General features: G+C 63.3%; 20 protein-coding genes. 13 read left to right on the top strand and 7 right to left on the bottom strand.

Annotation, left to right across the window (positions count from 1 at the left end; all coding sequences use genetic code 11):
• Window positions 1-339 precede the first annotated feature (339 nt).
• Window positions 340-3,231 carry an isoleucine--tRNA ligase gene (ileS, locus tag G9X68_RS04885; protein ID WP_171601487.1) on the top strand — a complete coding sequence of 964 codons (2,892 nt, stop codon included), beginning with the start codon at window positions 340-342 and terminating at the stop codon, window positions 3,229-3,231.
• A 133-nt stretch (window positions 3,232-3,364) separates the two neighbouring features.
• Window positions 3,365-3,994 (top strand): hypothetical protein, encoded by a 630-nt coding sequence (locus tag G9X68_RS04880; protein ID WP_171601486.1) that lies wholly within the window; start codon window positions 3,365-3,367, stop codon window positions 3,992-3,994.
• A 269-nt stretch (window positions 3,995-4,263) separates the two neighbouring features.
• On the opposite strand, the gene G9X68_RS04875 is transcribed toward G9X68_RS04880, so the two are convergent.
• Complete coding sequence (locus G9X68_RS04875) at window positions 4,264-4,701, bottom strand: nucleoside deaminase (RefSeq protein WP_041936180.1); 438 nt, start codon at window positions 4,699-4,701, stop codon at window positions 4,264-4,266.
• Window positions 4,702-4,791: 90 nt separating this feature from the next.
• On the opposite strand from G9X68_RS04875, the gene G9X68_RS04870 reads away from it, so the two are divergent.
• The 3 genes from G9X68_RS04870 to G9X68_RS04860 are packed head-to-tail and all read left to right on the top strand — an operon-like array spanning window position 4,792 to window position 8,170.
• On the top strand, window positions 4,792-6,735 hold the full coding sequence (locus tag G9X68_RS04870; RefSeq protein ID WP_171601485.1) for a pseudouridine synthase: 1,944 nt from the start codon (window positions 4,792-4,794) through the stop codon (window positions 6,733-6,735).
• Complete coding sequence (gene rsmD, locus G9X68_RS04865) at window positions 6,716-7,276, top strand: 16S rRNA (guanine(966)-N(2))-methyltransferase RsmD (protein ID WP_171601484.1); 561 nt, start codon at window positions 6,716-6,718, stop codon at window positions 7,274-7,276. Before G9X68_RS04870 ends, rsmD begins: the two co-directional genes overlap by 20 nt.
• Window positions 7,277-7,288: 12 nt before the next feature.
• The gene (locus G9X68_RS04860) at window positions 7,289-8,170 is read left to right on the top strand and encodes a patatin-like phospholipase family protein (RefSeq protein WP_018244977.1); all 882 of its coding nucleotides are present in this window, start codon (window positions 7,289-7,291) and stop codon (window positions 8,168-8,170) included.
• A 13-nt stretch (window positions 8,171-8,183) separates the two neighbouring features.
• Here G9X68_RS04860 and G9X68_RS04855 read toward each other — a convergent pair whose 3' ends face one another.
• From G9X68_RS04855 to G9X68_RS04840, 4 genes are all read right to left on the bottom strand, one after another.
• On the bottom strand, window positions 8,184-8,636 hold the full coding sequence (locus tag G9X68_RS04855) for a copper uptake system-associated protein (RefSeq protein WP_171601483.1): 453 nt from the start codon (window positions 8,634-8,636) through the stop codon (window positions 8,184-8,186).
• 12 nt (window positions 8,637-8,648) lie between these two features.
• The gene (locus G9X68_RS04850) at window positions 8,649-10,022 is read right to left on the bottom strand and encodes a PepSY-associated TM helix domain-containing protein (protein ID WP_171601482.1); all 1,374 of its coding nucleotides are present in this window, start codon (window positions 10,020-10,022) and stop codon (window positions 8,649-8,651) included.
• An 89-nt stretch (window positions 10,023-10,111) separates the two neighbouring features.
• Window positions 10,112-10,519: a hypothetical protein gene (locus G9X68_RS04845; RefSeq protein ID WP_171602158.1), complete on the bottom strand. Its 408-nt coding sequence runs from the start codon at window positions 10,517-10,519 to the stop codon at window positions 10,112-10,114.
• Window positions 10,520-10,609: 90 nt separating this feature from the next.
• Window positions 10,610-12,424 (bottom strand): monovalent cation:proton antiporter-2 (CPA2) family protein, encoded by a 1,815-nt coding sequence (locus G9X68_RS04840; protein ID WP_171601481.1) that lies wholly within the window; start codon window positions 12,422-12,424, stop codon window positions 10,610-10,612.
• A 119-nt stretch (window positions 12,425-12,543) separates the two neighbouring features.
• On the opposite strand from G9X68_RS04840, the gene G9X68_RS04835 reads away from it, so the two are divergent.
• The 6 genes from G9X68_RS04835 (at window position 12,544) to lpxK (ending at window position 18,371) form a co-directional block, all read left to right on the top strand.
• Window positions 12,544-13,890 (top strand): TldD/PmbA family protein, encoded by a 1,347-nt coding sequence (locus G9X68_RS04835; RefSeq protein WP_171601480.1) that lies wholly within the window; start codon window positions 12,544-12,546, stop codon window positions 13,888-13,890.
• Between the two features lie 16 nt (window positions 13,891-13,906).
• A complete protein-coding gene (locus G9X68_RS04830; RefSeq protein WP_171601479.1) occupies window positions 13,907-14,716 on the top strand; it encodes a 3'(2'),5'-bisphosphate nucleotidase CysQ in 810 nt (269 codons plus the stop codon).
• A gap of 61 nt (window positions 14,717-14,777) precedes the next feature.
• Window positions 14,778-15,026, top strand: coding sequence for a DUF4170 domain-containing protein (locus tag G9X68_RS04825; RefSeq protein ID WP_017962996.1), 249 nt, complete (start codon window positions 14,778-14,780; stop codon window positions 15,024-15,026).
• 172 nt (window positions 15,027-15,198) lie between these two features.
• The gene (gene waaA / locus G9X68_RS04820) at window positions 15,199-16,518 is read left to right on the top strand and encodes a lipid IV(A) 3-deoxy-D-manno-octulosonic acid transferase (protein ID WP_129418081.1); all 1,320 of its coding nucleotides are present in this window, start codon (window positions 15,199-15,201) and stop codon (window positions 16,516-16,518) included.
• A gap of 9 nt (window positions 16,519-16,527) precedes the next feature.
• A complete protein-coding gene (locus G9X68_RS04815) occupies window positions 16,528-17,250 on the top strand; it encodes an HAD family hydrolase (protein WP_171601478.1) in 723 nt (240 codons plus the stop codon).
• 77 nt (window positions 17,251-17,327) lie between these two features.
• The gene (gene lpxK / locus G9X68_RS04810; RefSeq protein ID WP_171601477.1) at window positions 17,328-18,371 is read left to right on the top strand and encodes a tetraacyldisaccharide 4'-kinase; all 1,044 of its coding nucleotides are present in this window, start codon (window positions 17,328-17,330) and stop codon (window positions 18,369-18,371) included.
• A gap of 5 nt (window positions 18,372-18,376) precedes the next feature.
• On the opposite strand, the gene G9X68_RS04805 is transcribed toward lpxK, so the two are convergent.
• Together G9X68_RS04805 and mutL are read right to left on the bottom strand one after the other, a co-directional pair.
• Complete coding sequence (locus G9X68_RS04805; protein WP_003545832.1) at window positions 18,377-18,607, bottom strand: DUF2093 domain-containing protein; 231 nt, start codon at window positions 18,605-18,607, stop codon at window positions 18,377-18,379.
• A 67-nt stretch (window positions 18,608-18,674) separates the two neighbouring features.
• Window positions 18,675-20,477 carry a DNA mismatch repair endonuclease MutL gene (mutL, locus tag G9X68_RS04800; RefSeq protein WP_171601476.1) on the bottom strand — a complete coding sequence of 601 codons (1,803 nt, stop codon included), beginning with the start codon at window positions 20,475-20,477 and terminating at the stop codon, window positions 18,675-18,677.
• Window positions 20,478-20,661: 184 nt separating this feature from the next.
• Between mutL and G9X68_RS04795 the strand changes: the two genes are divergently transcribed.
• Window positions 20,662-22,386, top strand: coding sequence for a response regulator (locus G9X68_RS04795; protein ID WP_171601475.1), 1,725 nt, complete (start codon window positions 20,662-20,664; stop codon window positions 22,384-22,386).
• Window positions 22,387-22,539: 153 nt separating this feature from the next.
• Window positions 22,540-23,904, top strand: a complete 1,365-nt coding sequence (locus G9X68_RS04790) for a putative bifunctional diguanylate cyclase/phosphodiesterase (RefSeq protein ID WP_003545835.1) — start codon at window positions 22,540-22,542, stop codon at window positions 23,902-23,904.
• Window positions 23,905-23,915: the final 11 nt, after the last annotated feature.

The following is a 23,915-nucleotide window of genomic DNA, read 5'->3' as shown; positions in this document are numbered from 1 at the left end:
ACAGAAACTGGTCAGATAGTCAGATCATACCGTATGCTGCAAGCGTTTTCCAGCCCTCCTGCTTTCCTGAGAGAATGCATCTGCGGTAATTCCAGCCATCGATGAGGATTGCGGGCGCGCGAATTCTTCTCTTCCTTTTCCCGGCAAAAACGCCTATGAACCGGCGCTATGACGAAATTTCGGCTGGCGATCACGATGCGAATTATCGGCCCGGCCTTCCGCGCGCGCTAAGCGGCCGGGAGGTCCGGGTTTTTGGCGCTCGGATATGAGCGCTTCCGTCACCAGCTTTTTCACGCCCGTTGCGCCCCTTTCCGGGCCGCCAGAAACGATTGTCCCGATATGACCGACACAGCCGAAAAGATCGATTATTCGAAGACCCTCTATTTGCCCGAAACCGATTTCCCGATGCGCGCCGGCCTGCCGCAGAAGGAGCCGGAGCTCGTCAAGCGCTGGCAGGAGATGGGTCTCTACAAGAAACTGCGCGCTTCCGCCGCCGGCCGCGAGAAGTTCGTGCTTCACGACGGCCCGCCCTATGCCAACGGCAACATCCATATCGGCCACGCGCTGAACAAGATCCTCAAGGACGTCATCAACCGCTCGTTCCAGATGCGCGGCTACGACGCCAATTACGTGCCCGGCTGGGATTGCCACGGCCTGCCGATCGAATGGAAGATCGAGGAAAAGTATCGCGAGAAGGGCAAGAACAAGGACGAGGTTCCGGTCAACGAATTCCGCCGGGAATGCCGTGAATTCGCCGCCGGCTGGATCAAGGTCCAGGCGGACGAGTTCAAGCGCCTCGGCATCGAGGGTGACTTCGACAATCCCTATACGACGATGAATTTCCACGCGGAAACGCGCATCGCCGGCGAACTCCTGAAGATCGCCGCCAGCGGTCAGCTTTATCGCGGCTCCAAGCCGATCATGTGGTCGGTCGTCGAGCGCACGGCGCTGGCCGAGGCCGAGGTCGAATATCAGGATTATGAGAGCGACACGATCTGGGTGAAATTCCCGGTCGTCGAAGGCCCGGGCGCGCTCAAGGATGCGTTCGTGGTCATCTGGACGACCACGCCCTGGACGATCCCCGGCAACCGCGCGGTCTCCTTTGCCGCGCGTGTCTCCTACGGCCTCTATGAGGTGACGGCCGCCGAGAACGATTTTGGTCCGCGTCCCGGCGAAAAGCTGATCTTTGCCGATAAGCTGGCCGAGGAATCCTTCGCCAAGGCCAAGCTGCAGTACAAGCGCTTGAGCGATGTCTCTGCGGCCGACTTCGCGGCGATGACCTGCGCCCATCCCTTCAAGGGTCTCGACGGCGGCTATGAATTCCGTGTGCCGTTGCTCGACGGCGACCACGTCACCGATGACGCCGGCACCGGCTTCGTCCACACCGCACCCAGCCACGGTCGCGAAGACTTCGATGCCTGGATGTCGGCTGCCCGCACGCTCGAAGCGCGCGGCATCGAGACCAAGATCCCGTTTCCGGTCGACGATGGCGGCTTCTACACATCGGACGCCCCCGGCTTCGAGGGCGCCCGCGTCATCGACGATAACGGCAAGAAGGGCGATGCCAACGACCGAGTCATCAGGGAACTGATCGCCCGCGGCGCACTCTTTGCCCGCGGCCGGCTGAAGCATCAGTATCCGCATTCCTGGCGCTCGAAGAAGCCGGTCATCTTCCGCAATACGCCGCAATGGTTCGTCTACATGGACAAGACCCTTGCCGACGGCACGACGCTGCGTTCGCGCGCCCTGAGCGCGATCGACGACACACGCTTCGTGCCCGCCGCCGGCCAGAACCGCCTGCGCGCCATGATCGAGGGCCGCCCGGACTGGGTTCTTTCCCGTCAAAGGGCATGGGGCGTGCCGATCGCCGTCTTTGCCGACGATGAGGGCGAGGTCCTGGTCGATGACGCCGTCAACGCCCGCATCCTCGAAGCTTTCGAAGAGGAGGGCGCCGACGCCTGGTTCGCCGAAGGCGCCAAGGAGCGCTTCCTCGGCAATGACCATGACCATTCCCGGTGGACGCAGGTCATGGATATCCTCGACGTCTGGTTCGACTCGGGTTCGACGCATACCTTCACGCTGGAAGACCGTCCGGACCTGAAGTGGCCGGCCGACCTTTATCTCGAAGGCTCCGACCAGCATCGCGGCTGGTTCCATTCGTCGCTCCTGGAATCGGCTGCCACCCGCGGCCGCGCGCCTTACAACGCCGTCCTCACCCATGGTTTCACCATGGACGAGAAGGGCGAGAAGATGTCGAAGTCGAAGGGCAACGTCACCGCACCGCAGGAGGTGATGAAGGATGCCGGCGCCGATATCCTGCGCCTCTGGGTGATGACCTCGGATTATGCCGACGACCTGCGCGTCGGCAAGACGATCATCCAGACCAATGTCGATGCCTATCGCAAGCTGCGCAACACCATCCGTTGGATGCTCGGCACGCTCGCCCACGACAAGGGTGAGGAGATCGCGCTTGCCGACCTGCCGGAGCTGGAGCAGTTGATGCTGCACCGGTTGGCCGAGCTCGACGAACTGGTGCGCGAGAACTACGATGCCTTCGACTTCAAGAAGATCGCCCGCGCGCTGATCGATTTCGCCAATGTCGAGCTGTCGGCCTTCTATTTCGATGTCCGCAAGGATGCGCTCTATTGCGACGCACCGTCGAGCCTGCGCCGGCGCGCCAGCCTGCACGTCATCCGCCAGATCTTCGATTGCATGGTGACGTGGCTTGCCCCGATGCTGCCCTTCACCACCGAGGAGGCCTGGCTGTCGCGCAATCCGTCCGCCGTTTCCGTGCATCTGGAGCAGTTTGCCCCGGTCGCGAAGGAATGGCGCAACGACGCCCTGGCCGAGAAGTGGAAGAAGATCCGCGCCGTGCGTTCGGTCGTGACCGGCGCTCTGGAAATCGAGCGCAAGGACAAGCGCATCGGCTCCTCGCTGGAAGCGGCTCCTATCGTTCATATCGCCGATCCGGAATTGCTGAAGGCGTTGGAAGGCCAGGACTTCACCGAGGTCTGCATCACCTCGGCAATCGAGATCAAGGCCGGTGAAGGACCGGTGGATGCCTTCCGCCTGGCGGAGGTGCCGGAGGTCAGCGTCGTGCCGAAGCTTGCAGAGGGCGAGAAATGCGCCCGCTCCTGGCGCATCACCAGGGATGTCGGTTCCGATCCGGAATATCCCGATGTTTCGGCCCGCGACGCTGCTGCCCTTCGCGAGCTTGCCGCGCTCAAGTGAAGAATATTGCCGGGTGAATTGCGTTTTCACGGTTCATCCGGTAAAAGCTGCCTGAAAATGGCCGGATTTTTGCGTCAGGGGGACGGTTGTCCGGTTGGGCGAGGATTGCACCGGCAGGGCTGGAAGGGTTTTCATGTTAGCAACGCATTGGTTCCGTATGGGCGCCTGCCTGTCTGTTGTAGTGGCGGGATGTTCCCTGGTGTCCGGTTGCGCCAGCAGCCCGACCTACGGCACCGACAAGACCGCCATGGAACAGTTGACCGACGATCTCGGCCAGTCCGTGTCGTTGACCGGCCCGGACCCGAAGAACAAGGGCGTCAAATACACGCCGCGTCCGACGCTGGTGCTGCCGGCTCAGGCGCAAAAAGAGACCCTCGTCCCGCCGCAGCAGACGGTTGCCAACAAGGACAATCCGCAATGGCTTGAATCGCCGGAGGAGACGCGTGCTCGTCTCGTTTCGGAGGCCGACGCGAATTCGGACAATCCGAATTACCGCTCGCCGCTCGCCAGTTCTGCGATCGAAGGCGGCCGGCGCACGACGGAAGCCCAGACCAAGGCCTATCGTGAAGCCCGTGCCCTGCAGAAGGGCTCCTACGTCGACCAGCGCCGCTATATATCGGATCCGCCGACCGGCTACCGCACCGTCGACGATCCGGCAAAGCTCGATGATGTCGGCGAGCCCGAGCTCAAGAAGGCTAAGAAGCGCAAGAAGGAAGCAGCGGTCGCCAACACCGGTAAGCAGTGGTGGAACTTCCTGCAATAGCGGGTTTTCCAGGGGCGTAGGCGCTGTCTGCTGATTCAACGTCACACTAAATCACCGGCGCAGGAGATCGTCGAGAGCGGCCCTCATCCGGCTGCCGCCACCGTCTCCCCGTAAACGGGGCGAAGGGAGATGCCGCGACCTCTCCGTTCCTCACCAATCTCTCGCAGGGCACGTCCCCTCGCCCCGTTTTTACGGGGAGAGGGTTAGGGTGAGGGGCAACTCGCACGAACCGGACAGCCGCAGCGCGGGCAGGGATGACGGCGCCGGAATTACGGCGCCTCTCTCCTTTGCGAAAAGAACTTTCGCAGCAGATCGGCGGATTGGACCTCGTTGAAGCCGGAATAGACCTCCGGGGCGTGGTGGCAGGTCGGCTGCCCATAGAATCGCACGCCATTGTCGACGGCGCCGCCCTTCGGGTCCTCGGCGCCGTAATAGAGCCTGCGGATACGCGCAAACGAGATGGCTGCCGCGCACATTGTGCAAGGCTCCAGCGTCACATAGAGATCGGCGCCGACAAGACGTTCCTGTCCGAGTGCTTCGCAGGCGAGCCGGATCGCGGCGATTTCGGCATGTGCAGTCACGTCTTTAAGCTCCCGCGTCCGGTTTCCCGAGCGTGAGACGGCAATATCGTCGACAACGACCACGGCGCCGATTGGCACCTCGCCGCGTTCTCCGGCGGCACGCGCTTCTTCGAGCGCCATCTCCATGAAACGATTTGTCTTCACGATCGCAAGAATTTCCACTTAACCGCAGATGCGTGACCTGATAGACAGGCCCAAAAGGCAGGCAAACAACAAATGACACCCAAAGACAAGCCAAAACGCCCGGGCGCAAAGCCCCTTTCGCGGGATATCAGGTCGAAAGCCGGCCCGAAGGCGGACGGCGAGAAGCCGGCAAAGCCTGCGGTCGCCGCCGAGACCGATGGCGAGGCCAAGGCCGAACGCATTTCCAAGGTGATGGCGCGTGCCGGCGTCGCCTCTCGCCGTGACATCGAACGCATGATCATGGACGGCCGTGTGACGCTGAACGGCAGGGTTCTCGAAACCCCCGTCGTCAATGTCACGCTCGCCGACCGCATCGAGGTCGACGGCGTGCCGATCCGCGGCATAGAGCGCACCAGACTGTGGCTTTATCATAAGCCCGCGGGCCTGGTGACCACCAATGCCGATCCGGAAGGCCGCTCGACCGTGTTCGACAACCTGCCGGAAGAACTGCCGCGCGTCATGTCGATCGGCCGCCTCGACATCAACACCGAAGGCCTGCTGCTGTTGACCAATGACGGCGGTCTCGCCCGCGCGCTCGAGCTGCCGGCGACCGGCTGGCTACGGCGCTATCGCGTCCGCGCCCATGGCGAGATTGATCAGGATGCGCTCGACAAGCTGAAGGACGGCATCGCCGTCGACGGCGTGCTCTACGGCTCGATCGAGGCGACGCTCGACCGCACGCAAGGCTCGAATGTCTGGATCACCATGGGGCTTCGCGAAGGCAAGAACCGCGAAATCAAGAACGTACTCGGCGCGCTCGGCCTCGACGTCAATCGCCTGATCCGCATTTCCTATGGCCCGTTCCAGCTCGGCGACCTGCCGGAAGGCCAGGTCGTCGAAGTGCGCGGCCGCACACTGCGCGACCAGCTCGGCCCGCGCCTCATCGAAGAAGCCAAGGCGAATTTCGACGCGCCGATCTACAATGCGGCGGCGGTCGCTGCCGAGGAAGAGGCAGAGCCCGCAGCACCGGAAAAGCGCGAGCGTCCGCGCCGTGACGAGGACAAGCGCGAACGGGCGCTGAGCCGCCTCGACACAAAGCGCGACGACCGCCACGGTGGCGCGCGCAAAGAGGACGACCGCCGCGATGGCGGGCGCCGTGACGATGAAAGGCCAAAGCGTCCCCAGCCGCTCGGCCAGCGCCGCAGCGCCAATGTCTGGATGGCGCCGGGCGCCCGGCCGCTCGGCGAAAAGGCCGCGGCGAAAGCCGCCAAGAATGCGCAGACCGCACGTAAACGCGGCGAGTTGGCGCCTGCAAAAGGCACTGGTTTCGATCGCATCGAAGATCGCCCGCGCACCCAGGTGAACCGGGTGCGCGAAGAGGATGGCGAGTGGATCCGTTCGAGCGAGGAGCCCCGTCGCAAGGATGAGGGCGAGGGCTTCGGCCGCAAGCGCGGCTTTGGCGATCGCCCCGCCCGCGAAGGCCGCGGTTCTGGCGACCGCCCGGCGCGCGGCGAACGGCCGTTCGGTGATCGGCCCTCGCGTGGGGATCGGCCCTTCGGCGATAAGCCGCGCGGTGATCGTAAGCCGCGTACGGACGGTGACGAGCGTCCTCGGGCCGCGAAAAGCTCTGCCGGTGAGGGCCGTTCGGAACGTCCGCGCGGCGACCGGCCGTTCGGTGATCGTCCCCCGCGTGGAGATCGGCCCTTCGGCGACAAGCCGCGTGGCGATCGTAGGCCGCGCGAGGATGGTGACGAACGTCCGCGGGCAGCCAGAAGCTTTGCCGGTGAGGGCCGTTCCGAACGTCCGCGCGGCGAAAGATCGTTCGGCGACAAACCTTCGGGTGACAGGCCGCGCGGCAAGGGCTTTGCCGCCAAGCCCGGTGGGTCCAAGCCTGGTGGGGCCAAGAGTTTTTCCGGCAAGCCTAAAGGCGCCAAGCCGGGCGCTGACAGGCCGGGCGGCGACAGGCCTGCGGGCGGGCCGTCCAGAGGTGGTGCTAAAGGAAAAGGAATGACGCGCGGTGCGGATCGTCGGCGGTGAGTTTCGCGGACGGCCTCTCGCCGTGCCAAAATCCAACGAGATCCGGCCGACTGCCGACCGGACGCGCGAGAGCCTGTTCAACATATTGAGCCATGCCTATCCGGAATGCGTCGATGGCACCCGGATTCTCGACCTTTTTGCCGGAACAGGCGCCGTCGGCCTCGAAGCGGTTTCACGCGGCTGTCGCCATGCGCTCTTCGTCGAAAACAGCGTCGAGGGTAGGGCGCTGCTCTGGGAGAACATCGACGCGCTCGGCCTGCATGGCCGCACGCGCATCCTGCGCCGGGATGCGACCGATCTCGGCAGCGTCGGCAATCTCGAACCCTTCCACGTGCTGTTTGCCGACCCGCCCTATGGCAAGGGTCTCGGCGAAAAGGCGATGGCGGCGGCGGCTAAGGGCGGCTGGCTGCAGCCTGGCGCAATCGCGGTGCTCGAAGAACGCGCCGATATTGTCGTTTCCGTGCATCCTTCCTATGTTTTCCTCGAAAGCCGCATCTTTGGCGATACGAGGGTGCATTTCTTCCGATATCAGCCGCAATAAGCGGGGGCGGGCGTGCAGCAGGCAGAGATCATCAGCCCGAAATTGCCTGCGATCAGCGATCTGCCAACGGTTGCGGTCGCTTTCGGCGGCGGCGGCGCGCGCGGGCTTTCCCATATCCACATCATCGAGACGCTGGATGAACTCGGCATCCGCCCGGTGGCGGTATCGGGCTCGTCGATGGGCGCGATCATGGGCGCCGGCATGGCTGCCGGCATGTCCGGCGCCGAAATCCGCGAACATGCGCTGACGACCGTCGGTAACAAGACGGCGGTCGTCGCCCGCATCTGGGGCCTGAGACCGGCGACGGTGCGCGACGCGGTGGCCAAGGGTATCCGCATCGGCCAGTTCAATCTGGAGCGAATCCTCAAGGCCTTCCTGCCCTCCGAGCTGCCGGCCCGCTTCGAGGATCTGCTGGTCCCGATGAAGGTGATCACCACTGATTATTACGGGCAGTGCGAAGTCATCATCGAACAGGGCGAGCTGTTTCCCGCACTCGCCGCCTCTTCCGCCATCCCCGCCGTCTTCATGCCGGTGCGCCTGCGCGACCGCGTGATGATCGACGGCGGCATCAGCAATCCGGTGCCCTATGAATGCCTGATGGATCTTGCCGACATCGTCGTCGGCATCGATGTCGTCGGCGCGCCGGAAGGTGACGGCACCCATATCCCGAACCGCATGGAGAGCATCTTCGGTTCCGGCCAGCTGATGATGCAGACGGCGATCTCGCTGAAGCTGAAGCTTCGCCCGCCGCATATCTTCCTGCGCCCGACGGTCGGCCGCACCGGCGTCATGGATTTCCTCAAGGCCCGCGAAGTCCTCGCCATGTCCGTCGGCGTCAAGGACGACTTGAAATTCGCCCTTGACCGGGAAATCGAAGCGCGGCTGAAACGCTAGCGGTCCGTTTCCCTCATTGGGCGTGGCCCTCGTGACCGCTGCCCGCACCGTTCGATGTCTCATTCATCATCATCACCGTGCCCTCGAAGCTTGAGAAGAGCGCAAGCGCGGAAGAATCGAGGCCGGCCTCGGCATCCTTCAGTTTCGCAGCCAGCGCGGCGGCGTCATGTGCGGAGAGCCCGATCGTCTCCAGCGTCCCGGTATCCTTCAGACTGTCGCCGCTGCAGAGATAGATGCTCCAGCCATGATACGTCTTCTTCAACAGGGCCCGTCCGCCGCGTCCGTCCTGCCGCCAACCGACGATCGCCCAATCGGCCTGAACGACGACCGGCGCGATATCAAGCGGCTTGTCTGGCCCCTCGAACATCACCTTCAGCCTTGCCGGGATCGCCTGTTGCGGATCGTCATCCGCAGATGCCATGGATGCAAGCAGCACGCCGGCAACAATAGCGATGATCTTTTTCATCTGATGGCCTCCTCAAGCGAGAACGCGTTTCAGCAACGGTACGAACCGCACGACGATCTGGTCGAAGGCGATCATGACGAGGATCGCCAGCCCGCTCATCGGGAAGGTGACGGCGAATATCCCGACAATCACCCACAGGCCGTAATAGATCGAAGGCTTTGGCGGCATGGGAGGCACGCCGAGGCGGCCGATCGGGCGCCGTTCCCACCACATGACGACGGCGGTCATGCAACTGAGCACAATTGCGAGGCATGTTGCGAGCATCAGCAGCTGGTTGAAACGCCCCCATTCCTGTCCTTGGTGGACATTGATTCCCCACTCGATCGCTTTGCCGAGGAACGGATATTGATCGAAGCCGATATCGACCAGTGGTTTGCCGGAATACTGGTCGATATGGAGCGTGCGTTCGTCGGCAAGATCGTCGGGAAAGAGCGAGGCGGTGTAGACGCCCGTCTCGTCGGAGGGGATCGCCACGTCGAAGCCCGGCGCCATGCCCAGCCGTTTGGCGATCTCCACGGCTTTGTCGAGGCCGATTGGCCTTGCTGATTGCGCTGCGGCGATATCGGAAAGCGGAACGGGCGCCTTCTCGACGATCCAGCCGCTGTTCGGAAGGATATCCTCGGTGACTTTCCGCGACTTCGGCACGTCGTCCCAGAGCTGCACCGGATAGCCGAGGCCATGTTCGGTCAACCAGGCATTGGCGTTCGCACCCCAATAGCCCGACCATGGCATGCCTGACATCGCAAGGAAGAAGATCAGGACACCGGCCAAGGCTCCGGTCACCGCATGCAGGTCGCGCCAGAAAACGCGGCGGCCGGGCGTTCCCCGCACGCTGATGACGCCGCCCGTCTGGCGTCGCGGCCACCAGAGATAGATGCCGGTGACGACGAGCACCATGGCAAAGCCGCCGGCAATTTCGATCAGCCGGTTCGTCAGGGTGCCGAAATAGGCGAGGCTGTGGATGCGCTTGACGACATAATTGAACTCGTCGGTCGATCCGACCACATCGAGCACCTTGCCGTCATAGGGGTTGACGAAGACCAGCATCGAGCCGGCATCGCCGGAGAGAGTGACGATGGCTGATCGCTCGGGCAGGACCGGGTCTTTGTAGGATGTGACGGTTGAGCCCGGCACGGCGGAGGCGGCGATCTCTGCGATCCGCTCCGCCGACAGCGTTTCGCCAGCCGGCTGGACACTGTAGCGGTAGCCGAAGAAGGCGTTGTTGATCTCGTCCTTGAAGAGATAGAGCGATCCGGTAACGGCCAGATTGAGCAGAAAGGGTATGACGAGGAGCCCGGCAAAGAAATGCCAGCGCCAGATGGCACGGTAGAGGGAAACGCCGTTTGCGACGTCCTCTGCCGGTTCGGCAGCAGTAATAGTCGACATGAGAATGGATCCGTATCCACGACCGACGGCACGTATGCAGGTCGGCCGGCGTTGAAAGGCGCATCACGGCGCCTGCCGCAACGCGAAATTCAGGCAGGGATCGGATCGGAAGGAGGAGCCCGAGGACCGGTATTAGGCGGGAAAAGCTGGCGATGGAAGGCCTCGGTCCGGATCGGCAGTTCAACTGCAGCCGTAAAGGGTATGGCAGCACCGGCGATGTCCGTCGGCGCCGGCAGGAGGATGGAGGCGCTGATCCGGCAGGCTTCGCAACCGTGCGAATGCGCCTTGTCGTGCTGGTCTTGACCGGATTTGTCCGTCGTGGTGACGCAAAGCGTCGGCAGCGTCCCGTCCGGAAGCACATATTGGTTAAGTTCAGCCGGATCAAATTCGCCAGCCGCTGCGGCGGGCAGCTGATGAGCGAAGCCGACGAACACCAGTGCGACCGCGCACAGGATGCGCAGCGCCCATTGTTCGATCTGTCTCGTCCGTCTGATCAAGATTCCCTCTTGGATCGCTCCGATCGGAGGTTTGATAAACGCCGCCCCCTTGATATTCAATGCGTCAATTTCGCAAGCAGGTCGGGGCGATCAGGCATCCGCCGTTGCATCCGCGGTTCCGGCCAGCGGATCGTCCTCGAAAGGATCGGCGGCGCGCTTCGGCTTGACCAGCGGTTCGGGGCGGACAGGGTGGGAAAACAGCATGTCGCGCCCGGCCTGCAGCCCTTCGGACACCTGCAGCACCAGGCGTGCCTCGTCGCGTTTGCGGATATCCTCGCCGATTTCATAGGCGTCGACCTCGGAAACGCCGAGCGCCTCCAGCGTTCGCCGTCCGAAGAGCAGGCCCGATTCCAGCGTTTCGCGCAGCTCGTAGTCGACGCCCTTGTTGCGCAGTTCGATCGAATGGATGCGGTCGTAGGAGCGCACGTAGAGCCGTGTATGCGGATAGTCGGCCTGCACCAGCTCCACCACCTTGTCGGTGATTTCCTTCTTCTGCGTGCAGACGAGCACGATCTTCGCCCGGTCGATGCCGGCCGAGCGCAGCACGTCCTTGCGGGCGCCGTCGCCGAAATAGATGCGGAAGCCGAAGGAGGAGGCCTGGCGGATGCGGTCGGCCGAAAAATCGATGACGGTGACGCTGCGCCCACCGGCAAGCAGGATCTGGGCGGCGATCTGGCCGAAACGCGAAAAGCCGACCATCAGCACATCGGCGCCGGCTCCCTCGAAATCTTCGTCCAGCTCCTCTTGCTCATCGCCGCGCAGCAGCCGCTTCGAAAGGGCCGACCCGATCGGCGTCAGCGCCATGGACAGCGTGACGATCGCGACCAGCAGCGAGGCCGTGCTCGTCGACATCAGCCCGGCCGCCCCCGCCGTGGTGAACAGCACGAAGCCGAATTCGCCGCCTTGGGGCAGCAGGAAGGCGATGCGGATCGCATCGTCGTGCGGGGAGCCGGAAATCCGGCAGATCCCGTAGATGACGATCGCCTTGACGGCCATGACGATCGGCACGGCGACGATGACGAAGAGCGCGTTGTCAAAGAGAACGTCGAGCTGCAGCGACAGGCCGACGGCGATGAAGAAGATAGCGAGCAGCACGCCGCGGAAGGGCTCGATATCCGCCTCCAGCTCGTGCCGGTAGGAGGATTCGGCGAGCATCACGCCGGATAGGAAGGCGCCCATCGCCATCGAAAGCCCGGCCAGCTGCATCAGGCTCGCCGATCCCATGACGACGAAGAGGGCGGCCGCGATCATTGCCTCGCGCGCGCCGGTCCGGGCGATGATCTGGAAAAGCGGCGTCAGCAGGTAGCGCCCCATGACGATCATCGCCGCAACCGCGCCGACGGCGATGGCGAAATCCAACAGCGGCGCGTTGCTGCCCTTGTCGCCGCCGTCGAGGATGGTGATCAGCGCCAGCAGCGGCACGATCGCCAGGTCCTGGAACAGCAGCATCGAAAAGGAGCGCTGCCCGTATCTGGTGTTGACGTCGCCGTCGCCCTCGAGGATCTGCATGGCGAAGGCGGTCGACGACAGCGCCAGGCCAAATCCGGCAACGATGCTGCCGCGCCAGTCGAGAACCTGGGAAAACCAGGCAAGCGCGGTCAGCGCCAGGCCCGTCAGCACCACCTGCGCCGTGCCAAGGCCGAAAATGTCGCGCCGCATCTGCCAGAGGCGGGTGGGTTTCAGCTCCAGTCCGATGATGAAGAGCAGGAAGACGACGCCGAGTTCGGCGACGGCGAGGATCTGTTCACCATCGGTGATGCCGTGGAAGACCGGGCCGATGACGATGCCGGCGGCGAGATAGCCGAGCACCGTGCCGAGCCCGAGTTTCTTGAAGATCGGAGCGGCGACCACCGCCCCGCCAAGCAGCAGGATCGTTTCGGAAAAAAAGGCATTGGACGCTGACATGCTGACAATTTCTTTCAACGGCAGGGAGCACGCAGGCAGCCCCGATAAAGAATCGGCGGCGGCGGCCTTGATGCTTGGGAGAGTGCACAATAAATGGAAGCCGAAGGAAAGGCCAAATCATGTCCTCTGAAATTGATTCCTCGACACTTCTTTCCCGCGCAAGTCAATTGATCGATCTGGCAAGGAAGGCAGGGGCCGATGCCGCCGACGCCGTCGTCGTCCGGTCGCGCTCGCAATCGGTGAGCGTCCGCCTCGGCAAGGTCGAGGGCACGGAGTCTTCCGAAAGCGACGATTTTTCGCTGCGTGTCTTCATCGGCAAGCGCGTCGCCAGCGTTTCGGCCAATCCGGGTTTCGATCTTCAGGCGCTGGCCGAACGCGCCGTCGCCATGGCCAAGGTTTCTCCGGAAGACCCCTTCGCCTGCCTGGCGGATGAGGCGAGCCTTTCGAGATACTATCCCGACCTGCAATTGCTCGATACCACCGAGGTCTCCTCCGAGATGCTGCGGGAGGCGGCTCTTGTAGCTGAGGCCGCCGCGCTTGCGGTCAAGGGTGTCACCAATTCCTCCGGCGCCGGCGCTTCCGCCGGCATGGGCGGCCTCGTGCTTGCCACCTCGCACGGTTTTGAGGGCAGTTACATGGCCTCGCGTTTCGGTCATTCCGTCAGCGTCATCGCCGGTGAAGGCACCGGCATGGAGCGCGATTATGATTTCGACAGCCGCCTCTATTATGCCGAGCTCGACGATCCCTCTGAAATCGGCCGGCGCGCCGGCGAACGGGTGATCAAGCGCGTCAATCCGCGCCAGGTGCCGACCGGCAAGGACGTCACCGTCATCTTCGACCCGCGTGTCGCCCGCGGCTTCGTCGGCCATATCGCCGGTGCGATCAATGGTGCTGCGGTCGCCCGCAAATCCAGCTTCCTGCGCGACAAGATGGGCCAGCAGGTGCTGAAGTCAGGCCTGTCGATCACCGACGATCCGCTGATCGTGCGTGGCCCTTCCTCGCGGCCCTTCGATGGCGAGGGCGTGTCCGGCGAGCGGCTGGTGATGATCGAGGACGGTGTCCTGAAGCACTGGTTCCTCTCGACCTCGACCGCGCGCGAACTCGGCCTCGAAACCAACGGCCGCGGCGTGCGCGGCGGCACCGCCGTCTCGCCTTCCTCCACCAATCTTGCCCTGGAACCCGGCGACATCTCGCCGGAGGATTTGATCCGCAGCGTCGGCAACGGCTTTTATGTCACCGAATTGATCGGCCACGGCGTGAACATGATCACCGGAGAATACAGCCGCGGCGCCACCGGCTTCTGGATCGAGAACGGCGAACTCACCTTCCCCGTTTCCGAGGTGACGATCGCCTCGAACCTCAAGGAGATGTTCATGCGCCTGACGCCGGCAAACGACATCGATCGCAAGTTCGGCGTCGCGGCCCCCACCTTCGCCATCGAAGGCATGACGCTCGCAGGGCAGTAAGAAACGGATTGACGGGATGAGCGATAGGGAAAAAGCCCGCTGGCAGAGCGATCTCGCGCTGATCGCCGATGCTGCGAAAGAGGCGGGCGCCGTCGCTTTCGGCTTCTTCAACCAGTCTCCCGAGGTCTGGTGGAAGAACGAGGACCGTTCTCCCGTCAGCGCCGCCGATTTCGCCGCAAACAAGACGCTCGAGACTATCCTGCGCAAGGCCCGGCCGGATTATGGCTGGCTGTCGGAGGAAACCGACGACGATGCCGACCGTCTCTCGCGCGAGACGCTGTTCATTATCGATCCGATCGACGGGACGCGCGCCTTCCTCGGCGGCCAGAAGGTCTGGTGCGTCAGCGTCGCGGTCGTTCATCGCGGCCGGCCGGTCGCCGGCGTGCTCTATGCCCCGGCGCTCGAGGAGCTCTATGAGGCGGTCGAGGGCGGCGTGGCGCTGAAGAACGGCGTTCCCTTCACCGTCTCGGCGGCCGGACCGGAAGAGATGAGCCGCCTTGCGATCGGCGACGACCTGCTGAAGACCTTTCCGCCGGAGTTCCAAGAGCGGGTGACGCGCGAGAAATACATTCCCTCGCTCGCCTATCGCATCGCCATGGTGGCGGACGGTCGTCTCGAAGGCACCTTCGTCAAGGGTAATTCACATGATTGGGACCTTGCCGCTGCCGATCTGATCCTTGTCTGCGCCGGCGGCGGCCTCGTCGACATCGAGGGCCAGCCGATCGTCTACAATCGCGCCGAAGTCACCCACAAGGTCCTCTGTGCGGCGCCAACGCCCCGCATCAGTGAATTCCTCGCGGCCTTTGCGGGGCGACGAGGCAGTTGACGTTTCCGTCAAAATCCCGCAGATGGGTGGCGGAGGAGAATAGGCAGAAAGAGAACAAAAAATGACTGAATCCGGTGACAAGAAGCAACTTTTGCATCTCGTTTTTGGCGGCGAACTGGAAAGCCTCGATGACGTCCAGTTCCGTGACCTGCAGGGTCTCGATATTGTCGGCATTTTCCCGGATTATGCCACGGCGCTGACGGCCTGGAAGGCGAAGGCGCAGCAGACGGTCGACAATGCGCATATGCGCTACTTCATCGTCCACATGCATCGTTTGCTCGATCCGCAGGAAAAGGCCAAGGGCAACTGACCCGAGCCAAGTGCCGGCGGCCGGCCGCTCGTCGAGCGGGCTTTGGTGCATGGCGCGCGCCGTCGATCCGGATTGTTTGACGCATTCTGAACAAACTAATCGGCCATTGCGGCCGCAACGATAATTAGGGAATGGGTTTGATGTCGATCGGTTTTGATCGGAGGCTGGCGCGATGAGTTCCCGGATGGCGCGGTTCGGTCTGAACGCATACCGTCTGGCGGGAACCGTGGCCTCTCCTGTCGTCGGCCTCTATATCACCTACCGCACGGCCAAGGGCAAGGAAGACCGAGCCCGCCGCCTGGAACGTTTCGGTTATCCGAGCGCAAACCGGCCGCAGGGGCCGCTCGTCTGGTTCCATGCCGCAAGCGTCGGTGAAACCAACGCCGTCATTCCGCTGATCCGCGAAATCCGCCGCCGCGACATCCATGTCATCCTGACGACCGGAACCATCACGTCGGCCAAGCTTGCCGCCGAGCGCCTCGGCCAGGAAGCGATCCATCAATATGTGCCGCTCGACCTGAAGCCCTCCGTCAGCCGCTTCCTCGATTATTGGCAGCCCGATTGCGCCATCATCGCCGAATCCGAGATCTGGCCGGCAACGGTGCTGGAGCTCGGCCGCCGCCGCATTCCGCAGATCCTGATCAATGCCCGCATGTCGGACCGCTCCTTTGCCCGCTGGCGCCGCCGCCCGGCGATCGCCGAAGCCCTGTTCGAAAATCTCGCCCTGGTCATCGCCCAGTCGGATGTCGATGCCGAACGCTTCCGCGATCTCGGCGCCGTGCCCGTCATCACTTCCGGCAATCTGAAGGTCGATACCGACGCGCCGCCTTATGACAGCGCTGTGCTTGCCCGTTACAAGAAGCAGATCGGCGAGCGCAAGACCTGGGCGGCGATCTCGACCTTCGACGGCGAGGAGAATGCCGCCGCCATCGTTCATCGGGCGCTCAGGGAGCGCGACCATCAATTGACGATCATCGTGCCGCGCCATCCCGAGCGCAGCGACGAGATCGAGGCGGCGCTCGTCAAACAGGGGCTGAAGGTCGCTCGCCGCACCCGCGACGATGTCTTGTCCGCCGATGTCGATATCTTCCTTGGCGATACGATCGGCGAAATGGGCCTCTATCTGCGCCTGACGGAAATCGCCTTCGTCGGCCGTTCGCTCTTTGCCGAAGGCGGCCAGAACCCGCTGGAGCCTGCCATGCTCGGCTGCGCCATTCTCTCTGGCGGCCATGTGCAGAATTTCCGCGATGCCTATCAGAAGCTTGCCCGCAGCGGCAGCGCCCGCATGGTGCGCGATACCGAAATGCTGGCCAAGGGCGTGCATTACCTGCTGATCAACGACGACGCCCGCCGCAACATGATCGAGGCCGGCATCACCGCCGTGCACGAGATGCGCGGCGCACTGACGGCGACGGTGAAGGGGTTGGAACCCTATATCAATCCGTTGACGGTGAAGGCGCGGCTGCTGCCCAAGGCCGTGGCCCAGGTCTAAGGAGATATGATGTCGGCTGCGGCGACTATCAAAGGCATCCTCTTCGACAAGGACGGCACGCTGCTCGATTATGACGAGAGCTGGCTGCCGGTCAACCGCGAGCTTGCCCGTATCGCCGCCAAAGGCGATCCGCTTCTCGCCGACCGGCTGCTGTCGGCCTGCGGCATGGATCCGGTGACCGGCCATATCGTTCCCGATAGCCTGCTTGCCGCCGGCAATACCCGCCAGATCGCCGAGGGTCTGGTTGCCGCGGGCTCGATGGTCGATGTCGGCGAGCTGACGATCCGCCTCGACGATCTCTTTTCCAGCGCCGCCGAATTTTCCGTGCCGGTTACCGATCTCGCCGGCTTCTTCGCTCGGCTGCATCGGCGCGGCTTCAAGCTCGGTGTCGCCTCTAGCGACAATGAGCGGTCGATCCGCCAGACGGCGGAACGTTTCGGTTTTGCCCGTTATGTCGATTACATCGCCGGCTATGACAGCGGTTTCGGTGTCAAGCCGGAGCCGGGCATGGTGCTCGGCTTCTGCGCCGCGACCGGTCTTTTGCCTGAGGAAGTCGCCATGGTCGGCGACAACAATCACGATCTGCACATGGGTCTGAATGCCGGCACGGGCCTGAGGATCGCGGTGCTGACCGGCACCGGTTCGCGGGAGACGCTTGCCGCTGCGGCCGACCACGTGCTCGACGATATCACCGCCATCGAGACGCTCTTGCCGGATCTGCAGCCGGCCTAATCCGTAAGGGCTTGCATTTTCATCGATTTTGGCTTCTCAATCCGGCCGGTCGAGGGACAGGGGAGCGGGACGGCAAGATGATATCTGAAGCGCCACCGTTCTGGTGGAGGAAAGCCGATTGGCGGGCCTGGCTGCTGCTGCCGCTTTCTTTTCTCTATGGCCGTATCGCCGGCCACCGCATGGCCCATGCGCGCCGCGCCTCCGTTCCTATTCCCGTCATCTGCGTCGGCAATTTCACCGTCGGCGGCGCCGGCAAGACGCCGACGGCGTTGACGATTGCCCGCGCCGCCAAGGCGAAGGGGCTGAAGCCCGGTTTTCTCAGCAGGGGTTATGGCGGCTCGCTCGATGTGACCACCGTGGTCGACCCCGATCATCACCGGGCGATTGCCGTCGGCGACGAGCCCTTGCTGCTTGCCCAGGAAGCGCTGACGGTGATTTCCCGCCGGCGCGTCGAAGGGGCTCAGCGGCTGGTGGCGGAGGGCGCCGATCTCATCATCATGGATGACGGTTTCCAGAGTGCCCGGCTGGCGATCGACTATGCCCTGCTCGTCATCGACGCGACGCGCGGCCTCGGCAACGGCCATATCGTGCCGGGTGGTCCGGTCCGCGCGCCGATCCGCCAGCAGCTGCGTTCTGCGACCGCTTTGCTGAAGGTCGGTGGCGGCAATGCGGCCGACAGGATCGTCCGCATGGCGGCGCGCGCGGCAAAGCCCTATTTCACCGCATCGCTGAAAGTCCGCGGCGACAACACGCTGGCCGGCACCAAGGTGCTCGCCTTTGCCGGCATTGCCGATCCCGCCAAATTCTTCCGCACGGTTGAAGCGCGCGGCGCCGAGATCGTCGTCGCCAAGAGCTTCGGCGACCACGAGCACCTGACCGAAGAGGAGATCGACGACATCCTGACGACCGCCGAGCGTCAAGGTCTCCTGATCGTCACCACCTCCAAGGATTTCGTCCGCCTTTCCGGCCATAACGGCAAGGCGGCGCGGCTCGCCGAAAAGAGCCGGGTGATCGAGGTCGACATGGTCTTCGAGGATCACCGCGCACCAAGCCTCATCATCGACCGGGCGATCGCCGCCTGCCGCGAGCGGCGCCTGCGGGAGATGAAGGCTGGGGCCTAATTGCTCTAGCGCCGCTGGTTCGGCAGCACGCCGGCGCGTTTGTCGGCATCGATGGCCGAGATCACGTCGGCATAGGGTTCCTGCCGGGCGACGCTCCAGTAGCGCAATTCGTCAAGCGGGATCTGTTTTCCCGTCATCGCACAGACGACATAGGAGCCGGGCGAGAGAATCTGGAAATCGCCATCGAGATACCGGATCTTCGCTTCGCGGTTTCCATGGCCTTCGAACAAATTCATGCGCTCCGTTCCCTGCAGTCTGTCATCCCCTTGCCATACTCTCGAAAGGACTGCTTTTCCAGCTTTTTTAGCTTCTGCCGAAAAGCCGCTCGATATCGCTGAGTTTCAATTCGATGTAGGTCGGCCGGCCGTGATTGCACTGGCCGGAGCCGGGCGTCACTTCCATTTCCCGCAGCAGCGCGTTCATTTCCTCCGGCCGCAGCCGCCGTCCGGAGCGCACCGATCCGTGGCAGGCCATGGTCGCCGCCACATATTCGAGCTTAGCCGACAGGCCGGACGCCGTGTCCCATTCGGCGATCTCGTCGGCAAGCTGGCGGATCAGCCCATGCGCATCGACCTCGCCGAGCATGGCCGGCGTCTCGCGCACGGCGATTGCCCCGGGGCCGAAACGCTCGATCGAAAGGCCGAGTTCGGAAAGCTCGGCAGCATGAAGCATCAGCCGGTCGCAATCCTCTTCCGGGATATCGATGATCTCGGGGATGAGCAGCACCTGCGAGGCCAGCCGCTTCGAATGCAGCGCCTTGCGCATCGCCTCGAAGACCAGCCGCTCATGCGCAGCATGCTGGTCGACGATGACGAGCCCGTCCTCGGTCTGGGCGACGATGTAGTTTGCGTGGATCTGCGCCCGCGCCGCGCCGAGCGGATACCGTGCGGTTGGTTCAGGGGCTGCCGGCTGCGGCGAAAACTGCGGCTCGGCCCGCGCCGTCGGCATCGAAAGTCCGTCAAAGGACGCCTGTGGCCGCTCACTGAGACCCGTTGTCGGCTGATAGGGCCGGGAGGGCGAGGTCTCGGCCGACCATGCCGTTTGCGGCCGCTGGGCGGACGGCTGGAAGCCGGGGCGGAAGGAACGCAGCATGTCGCTCGCCCCGGTCGTCGCCGCCCGGCTGCCGTCGCGCGCCAAGGCCTCGCGGATGGCGCCGACGATCAGGCCGCGCACCAGGCCCGGGTCGCGGAACCGCACGTCGGATTTTGCCGGATGCACGTTGACGTCGACGAGAGCGGGATCGAGCGTGATCGACAGTACCGCCACCGGATGGCGTCCGGAGGGGATCGTCTCGGCATAGGCGCCGCGGATCGCCGAGAGGATCAGCTTGTCCTGCACCGGCCGGCCGTTGACGAAGGCGTATTGATGGGCGGAGTTGCCGCGATTGAAGGTCGGCACGCCGGCAAAGCCGGTAAGCGCGATCTCTTCGCGCACGGCGTCAAGCGCAATGGCGTTGTCGCGGAACTCCTTGCCGAGCACCTGCGCCATGCGGGCCAGATCGTCGTCGCCGGTCGCCGGAAATTCCAGCGTCGTGCGGTCCGAGCCCGACAGTACGAAGCGCACGGCGGGAAAGGCGATCGCCATGCGCTTGACGATTTCGGTGATGGCGCCGGCCTCGGCTTTTTCCGTCTTCAGGAATTTGAGCCGGGCCGGTGTGGCGAAGAACAGGTCGCGCACTTCGACGATCGTCCCGGGATTGGCGGCGGCCGGGCGCAGATGCGTGATCTTGCCGCCGGCAACGGCAATCTCGTGGCCGCCGGCACTGTCGCGCCTGCGGCTTGCGATGCTGAGCCTCGCGACCGAGCCGATCGAGGGCAGTGCCTCTCCGCGGAAGCCGAGCGTGCGGATATCCTCGAGCGTCTCCGAGATCTTCGAGGTGCAGTGGCGCCTGACCGCCAGTTCCAGATCGGCCGCATTCATGCCCGAGCCGTTGTCGCTGACGCGCAGCAGCGCCTTGCCGCCGCCTGATGTGGCGATTTCGATGCGCGTCGCGCCCGCGTCGAGCGCGTTTTCGATCAATTCCTTGGCAGCGCTCGCCGGCCGTTCGATGACTTCGCCGGCGGCGATCTGGTTGATGAGCGTTTCGGAAAGCTGTCTGATGGCCATGGGCTATTTTCGGGGATTCGCGGGCCGGAGGGAAGGGGTTTCGACGGGCTTTCCCGAAACGTGATCCGGTCCTCCCCCAAATTTGGGAATAGGTAATGTTAAGCCGGTTTTAACATAAAAATGGCATTTCTAATCACATACCTCCGGAAGCTTTCGAAATCGAACAGATGTGGGACGCAATAGCATGAGTGCCGGCTTCGAAAAGGCGGACACATCATCAGAAATCGATGGGTCTCCCGCCGAGGCCGATCTGCAGACGGCGCTTTTCGATGTGGTGTGCGACAGCCTTTCGGCAGCTTTCATCATCTATGACAAGAACGATCATCTGATCTTCGCCAGCCGCCAGACTCTCGATTTCTTTCCGCTGCCCGCCGAGATGCTGAAGCCGGGCACGCGGCTTCGCGATTTCCTCGGCGCGATGTATGACACCGGCATTCGCCAGCAGTATGATGTCAGGCAGGGTGGCTCGCTGAGCCGTGAAGACTGGCTGTCGCAGAAAATCGCCTCGCATTGGCGCGAGCGCTTCGACGCCATCGAGCGCCACGGTGCCGATAGCTGGGTCCGCTTCGTCAAGCGCAGGCTGCCGGGCGGTTACGGCGTCACCATCATCTCCGATATTTCCGAGAACAAGAAGCGCGAAGAGCAATGGCGCTCCGATCTGGAGCGGGTGCAGCTCACCGAGGATATTCTCGACAATCTGCCGTTCCCGCTCTTCGTCAAGGATCGCAACCTCACCTATGTCGCGGTGAACCTTGCCTTCTGCGAGAAATATCAGACGAGCGCCGACGAAGTGCTCGGGCGCAAGAGCGGCGATCTTTTTTCAGAAGAGATCGCAAAGCGCTTCGAAGAAAGCGACCGCCATGTGCTGGAGACCGGCGAGATGTCCGTCTCCCGCCAGCGGCAGATCTCCCGCGACGGCATCGAGCGCGATATCGTCAGCCGCAAGCACCGCATCGGCAAGCCTGGCCGCTATTTCCTGGTGTCGACCATGCAGGACCTGCCGCGTGACGGCGCCGATCTCGACGAGTTCGGCCAAGCGTCCGCCATCACCGCCTCCAGCAATCAAAGCTATCGCCGCGCCTATGTGCCGGTACCAACCGGCATCGCACGGCGCGAACCGGCGGCGATGGAAGCGATCGTTCCGGAGAATTTCTCCGGCCGCAAGGTCCTCGTCGTCACGGCCGACCTCGCCGCCGAGACCGCCGCGCTGCGGACGCTGACGAAATACGGCTTCGAATCCTGCTCGGTCCGCGGCGAGGATGAAGAGGAGCGGTTCCTGGAAATCGCCACCTCCTCCGGCATCTCGCTCGATCTTCTGATCATCGACAACCAGATGGGCATGCGCTGCCTCGAGCTTGCCGAGCAATACGGCATCCCGGCGCTCGTCATGGACGGTTTCCAGATCGCCAACGAGCTCACCTTCCAGATCGCCCGCCATTTCAATCGCAACAGCCGCAGCGCCGCCGGTTCGGATGCGGATTGGGAAATTAGTATTTCCGACGATCCGGTCGGCCTGCAGGTTCTCGTCGCCGAAGACAATGATATCAACCAGATCGTCTTTTCGCAGATCCTCGAAGGTCTCGGCTATCGCCACATGCTTGCAGCGACCGGCGACGAGGCCGTGCGCGTCTGGGCCGAGCACCGGCCGCAGATCGTGCTGATGGATATTTCCCTGCCGGGCTTCAACGGCTTCGAGGCCGCGCGCCTCATCCGGCAGATGGAGGAAACCGGCGGCGGCATCCGCACCCCGATCATCGGCGTGCTCACCCAGGCCTTCGAGCGTGACCGCGCCGAATGCGTCAAATCGGGCATGGACGACGTCATCATGAAACCCGTCAGCCCTGACATGCTCGAGACTATATTTCAGAAATATCTAATGAATGAGGGCATGCGGGCGGCCCGAAACTGAAGCATGTCGCGCAAACGTGTGCAGGTGCCAAAATACCCGTCAACTCCCTAGATTTTAGGGAGGTTCAAGCGGTTATGCCGCTGATTTACTATCGAATTGTTAAGACCTGCCGGTCATTCTTCTGCATGGCTCCGGAGGAAAGCTCGGGTTTGGATGATGAAATCGGCGGATATAGCTTTCTTGACCGTCGGTCAGAATGAGCTTCAGGCGATGGCCTATACCGATCCGCTGACCGGATTGGGCAACCGCAATCGCATGCGGGACAAGGTCTTGCAGATCTCCGCTGAGCGCGCCAGCGATCCGGCCCCCTTCACCATCGGCATCGTCAACCTGGATAGTTTCAAGCCGATCAACGATCTGTTCGGCTCGACAGCCGGCGATGAAATCCTCTGCCAGGTCGCCCATCGTCTCAGGGCCTGCATTCCTGACGGCGCGCTGGTCACCCGCCACGATGGCGACGAATTCGCCTTCGTATTGCCGTTGATCTTCGAGCGGGCGAGTGCCGAGAAATTCGGCCAGATGATCCGCGAGGTGCTGTCGGCGCCTTATGACCTCGGTGACCGCAACGTCCGTCTCTCCGCTTCCCTCGGCTTTTCCATCTATCCCTTTGCCGGAGAGGATTGCGAGGAACTGCTGAAGAGCGCCGAAACCGCCCTCTATCGCTCCAAGCGCCGCGGCCGCGGCCAAATCACCGTCTATTCGCGCGAGATCGCCCAGGAAATGAAGCGCGCAACGCAGCTGGAGCAGGCGCTCAGAAACGCCATCATCTCCGACGCGATCGACGTGCATTTCCAGCCGATCGTCTCGCTGTCCAACAACCAGGTCGTCGGCTTCGAGGCGCTCGCCCGCTGGAACGATCCCGATCTCGGCTTTGTATCGCCCGGCGTCTTCGTGCCGCTCGCCGAGGAGCGCGGCTTCATCGATGCACTGTCGGAGGCGTTGCTGCGCAAAGCCGCGGAAGCCGCACTTTCCTGGCCGCGCGAACTCTTCCTATCGTTCAATCTCTCCTCGGCCCAGCTGATGGATCCGGGCACGAGCAGCAGCGTCCTGTCGATCCTCGGCCGCGTCGGCTTCGATCCGCATCGCCTGGAGCTGGAGATCACCGAGACCGCGGTGATGAGTTCGGCCGATACCGCTCACCGCATCATCGCCGATCTGCGCGCCGCCGGTGTGCGCATCTCGCTCGACGATTTCGGCACCGGCCAGTCGAGCCTCGGGCGGCTGCGCGACTTCATCTTCGACAAGATCAAGATCGACCGCGCCTTCGTCTCGCGCATCAATTCCGATCGCGCCTCCGAACACATCATCAAGGCGATCCTGACCATGTGCGAGGGCCTGGAGCTGGAAGTCGTGGCGGAAGGCATCGAGGATTATGCCGAGGCGGTGAAATTACGCACGCTCGGCTGCGGCATGGGCCAAGGCTATCACTTCGGCCGTCCGGCCGACGGTATCGCCACGCTGCGCTTCCTGCACGAAAACTATTACGACCCGACCATGGCGGAGCGGGCCAGCGCATAAGGCGATGGCGC

It is taken from the genome of Rhizobium changzhiense (genome assembly GCF_013087625.1).
Taxonomy (GTDB): Bacteria; Pseudomonadota; Alphaproteobacteria; order Rhizobiales; family Rhizobiaceae; genus Rhizobium; species Rhizobium sophorae.
Note: the sequence above shows the minus strand (reverse complement) of the source record. Positions and strands in the feature narration are given on the sequence as shown.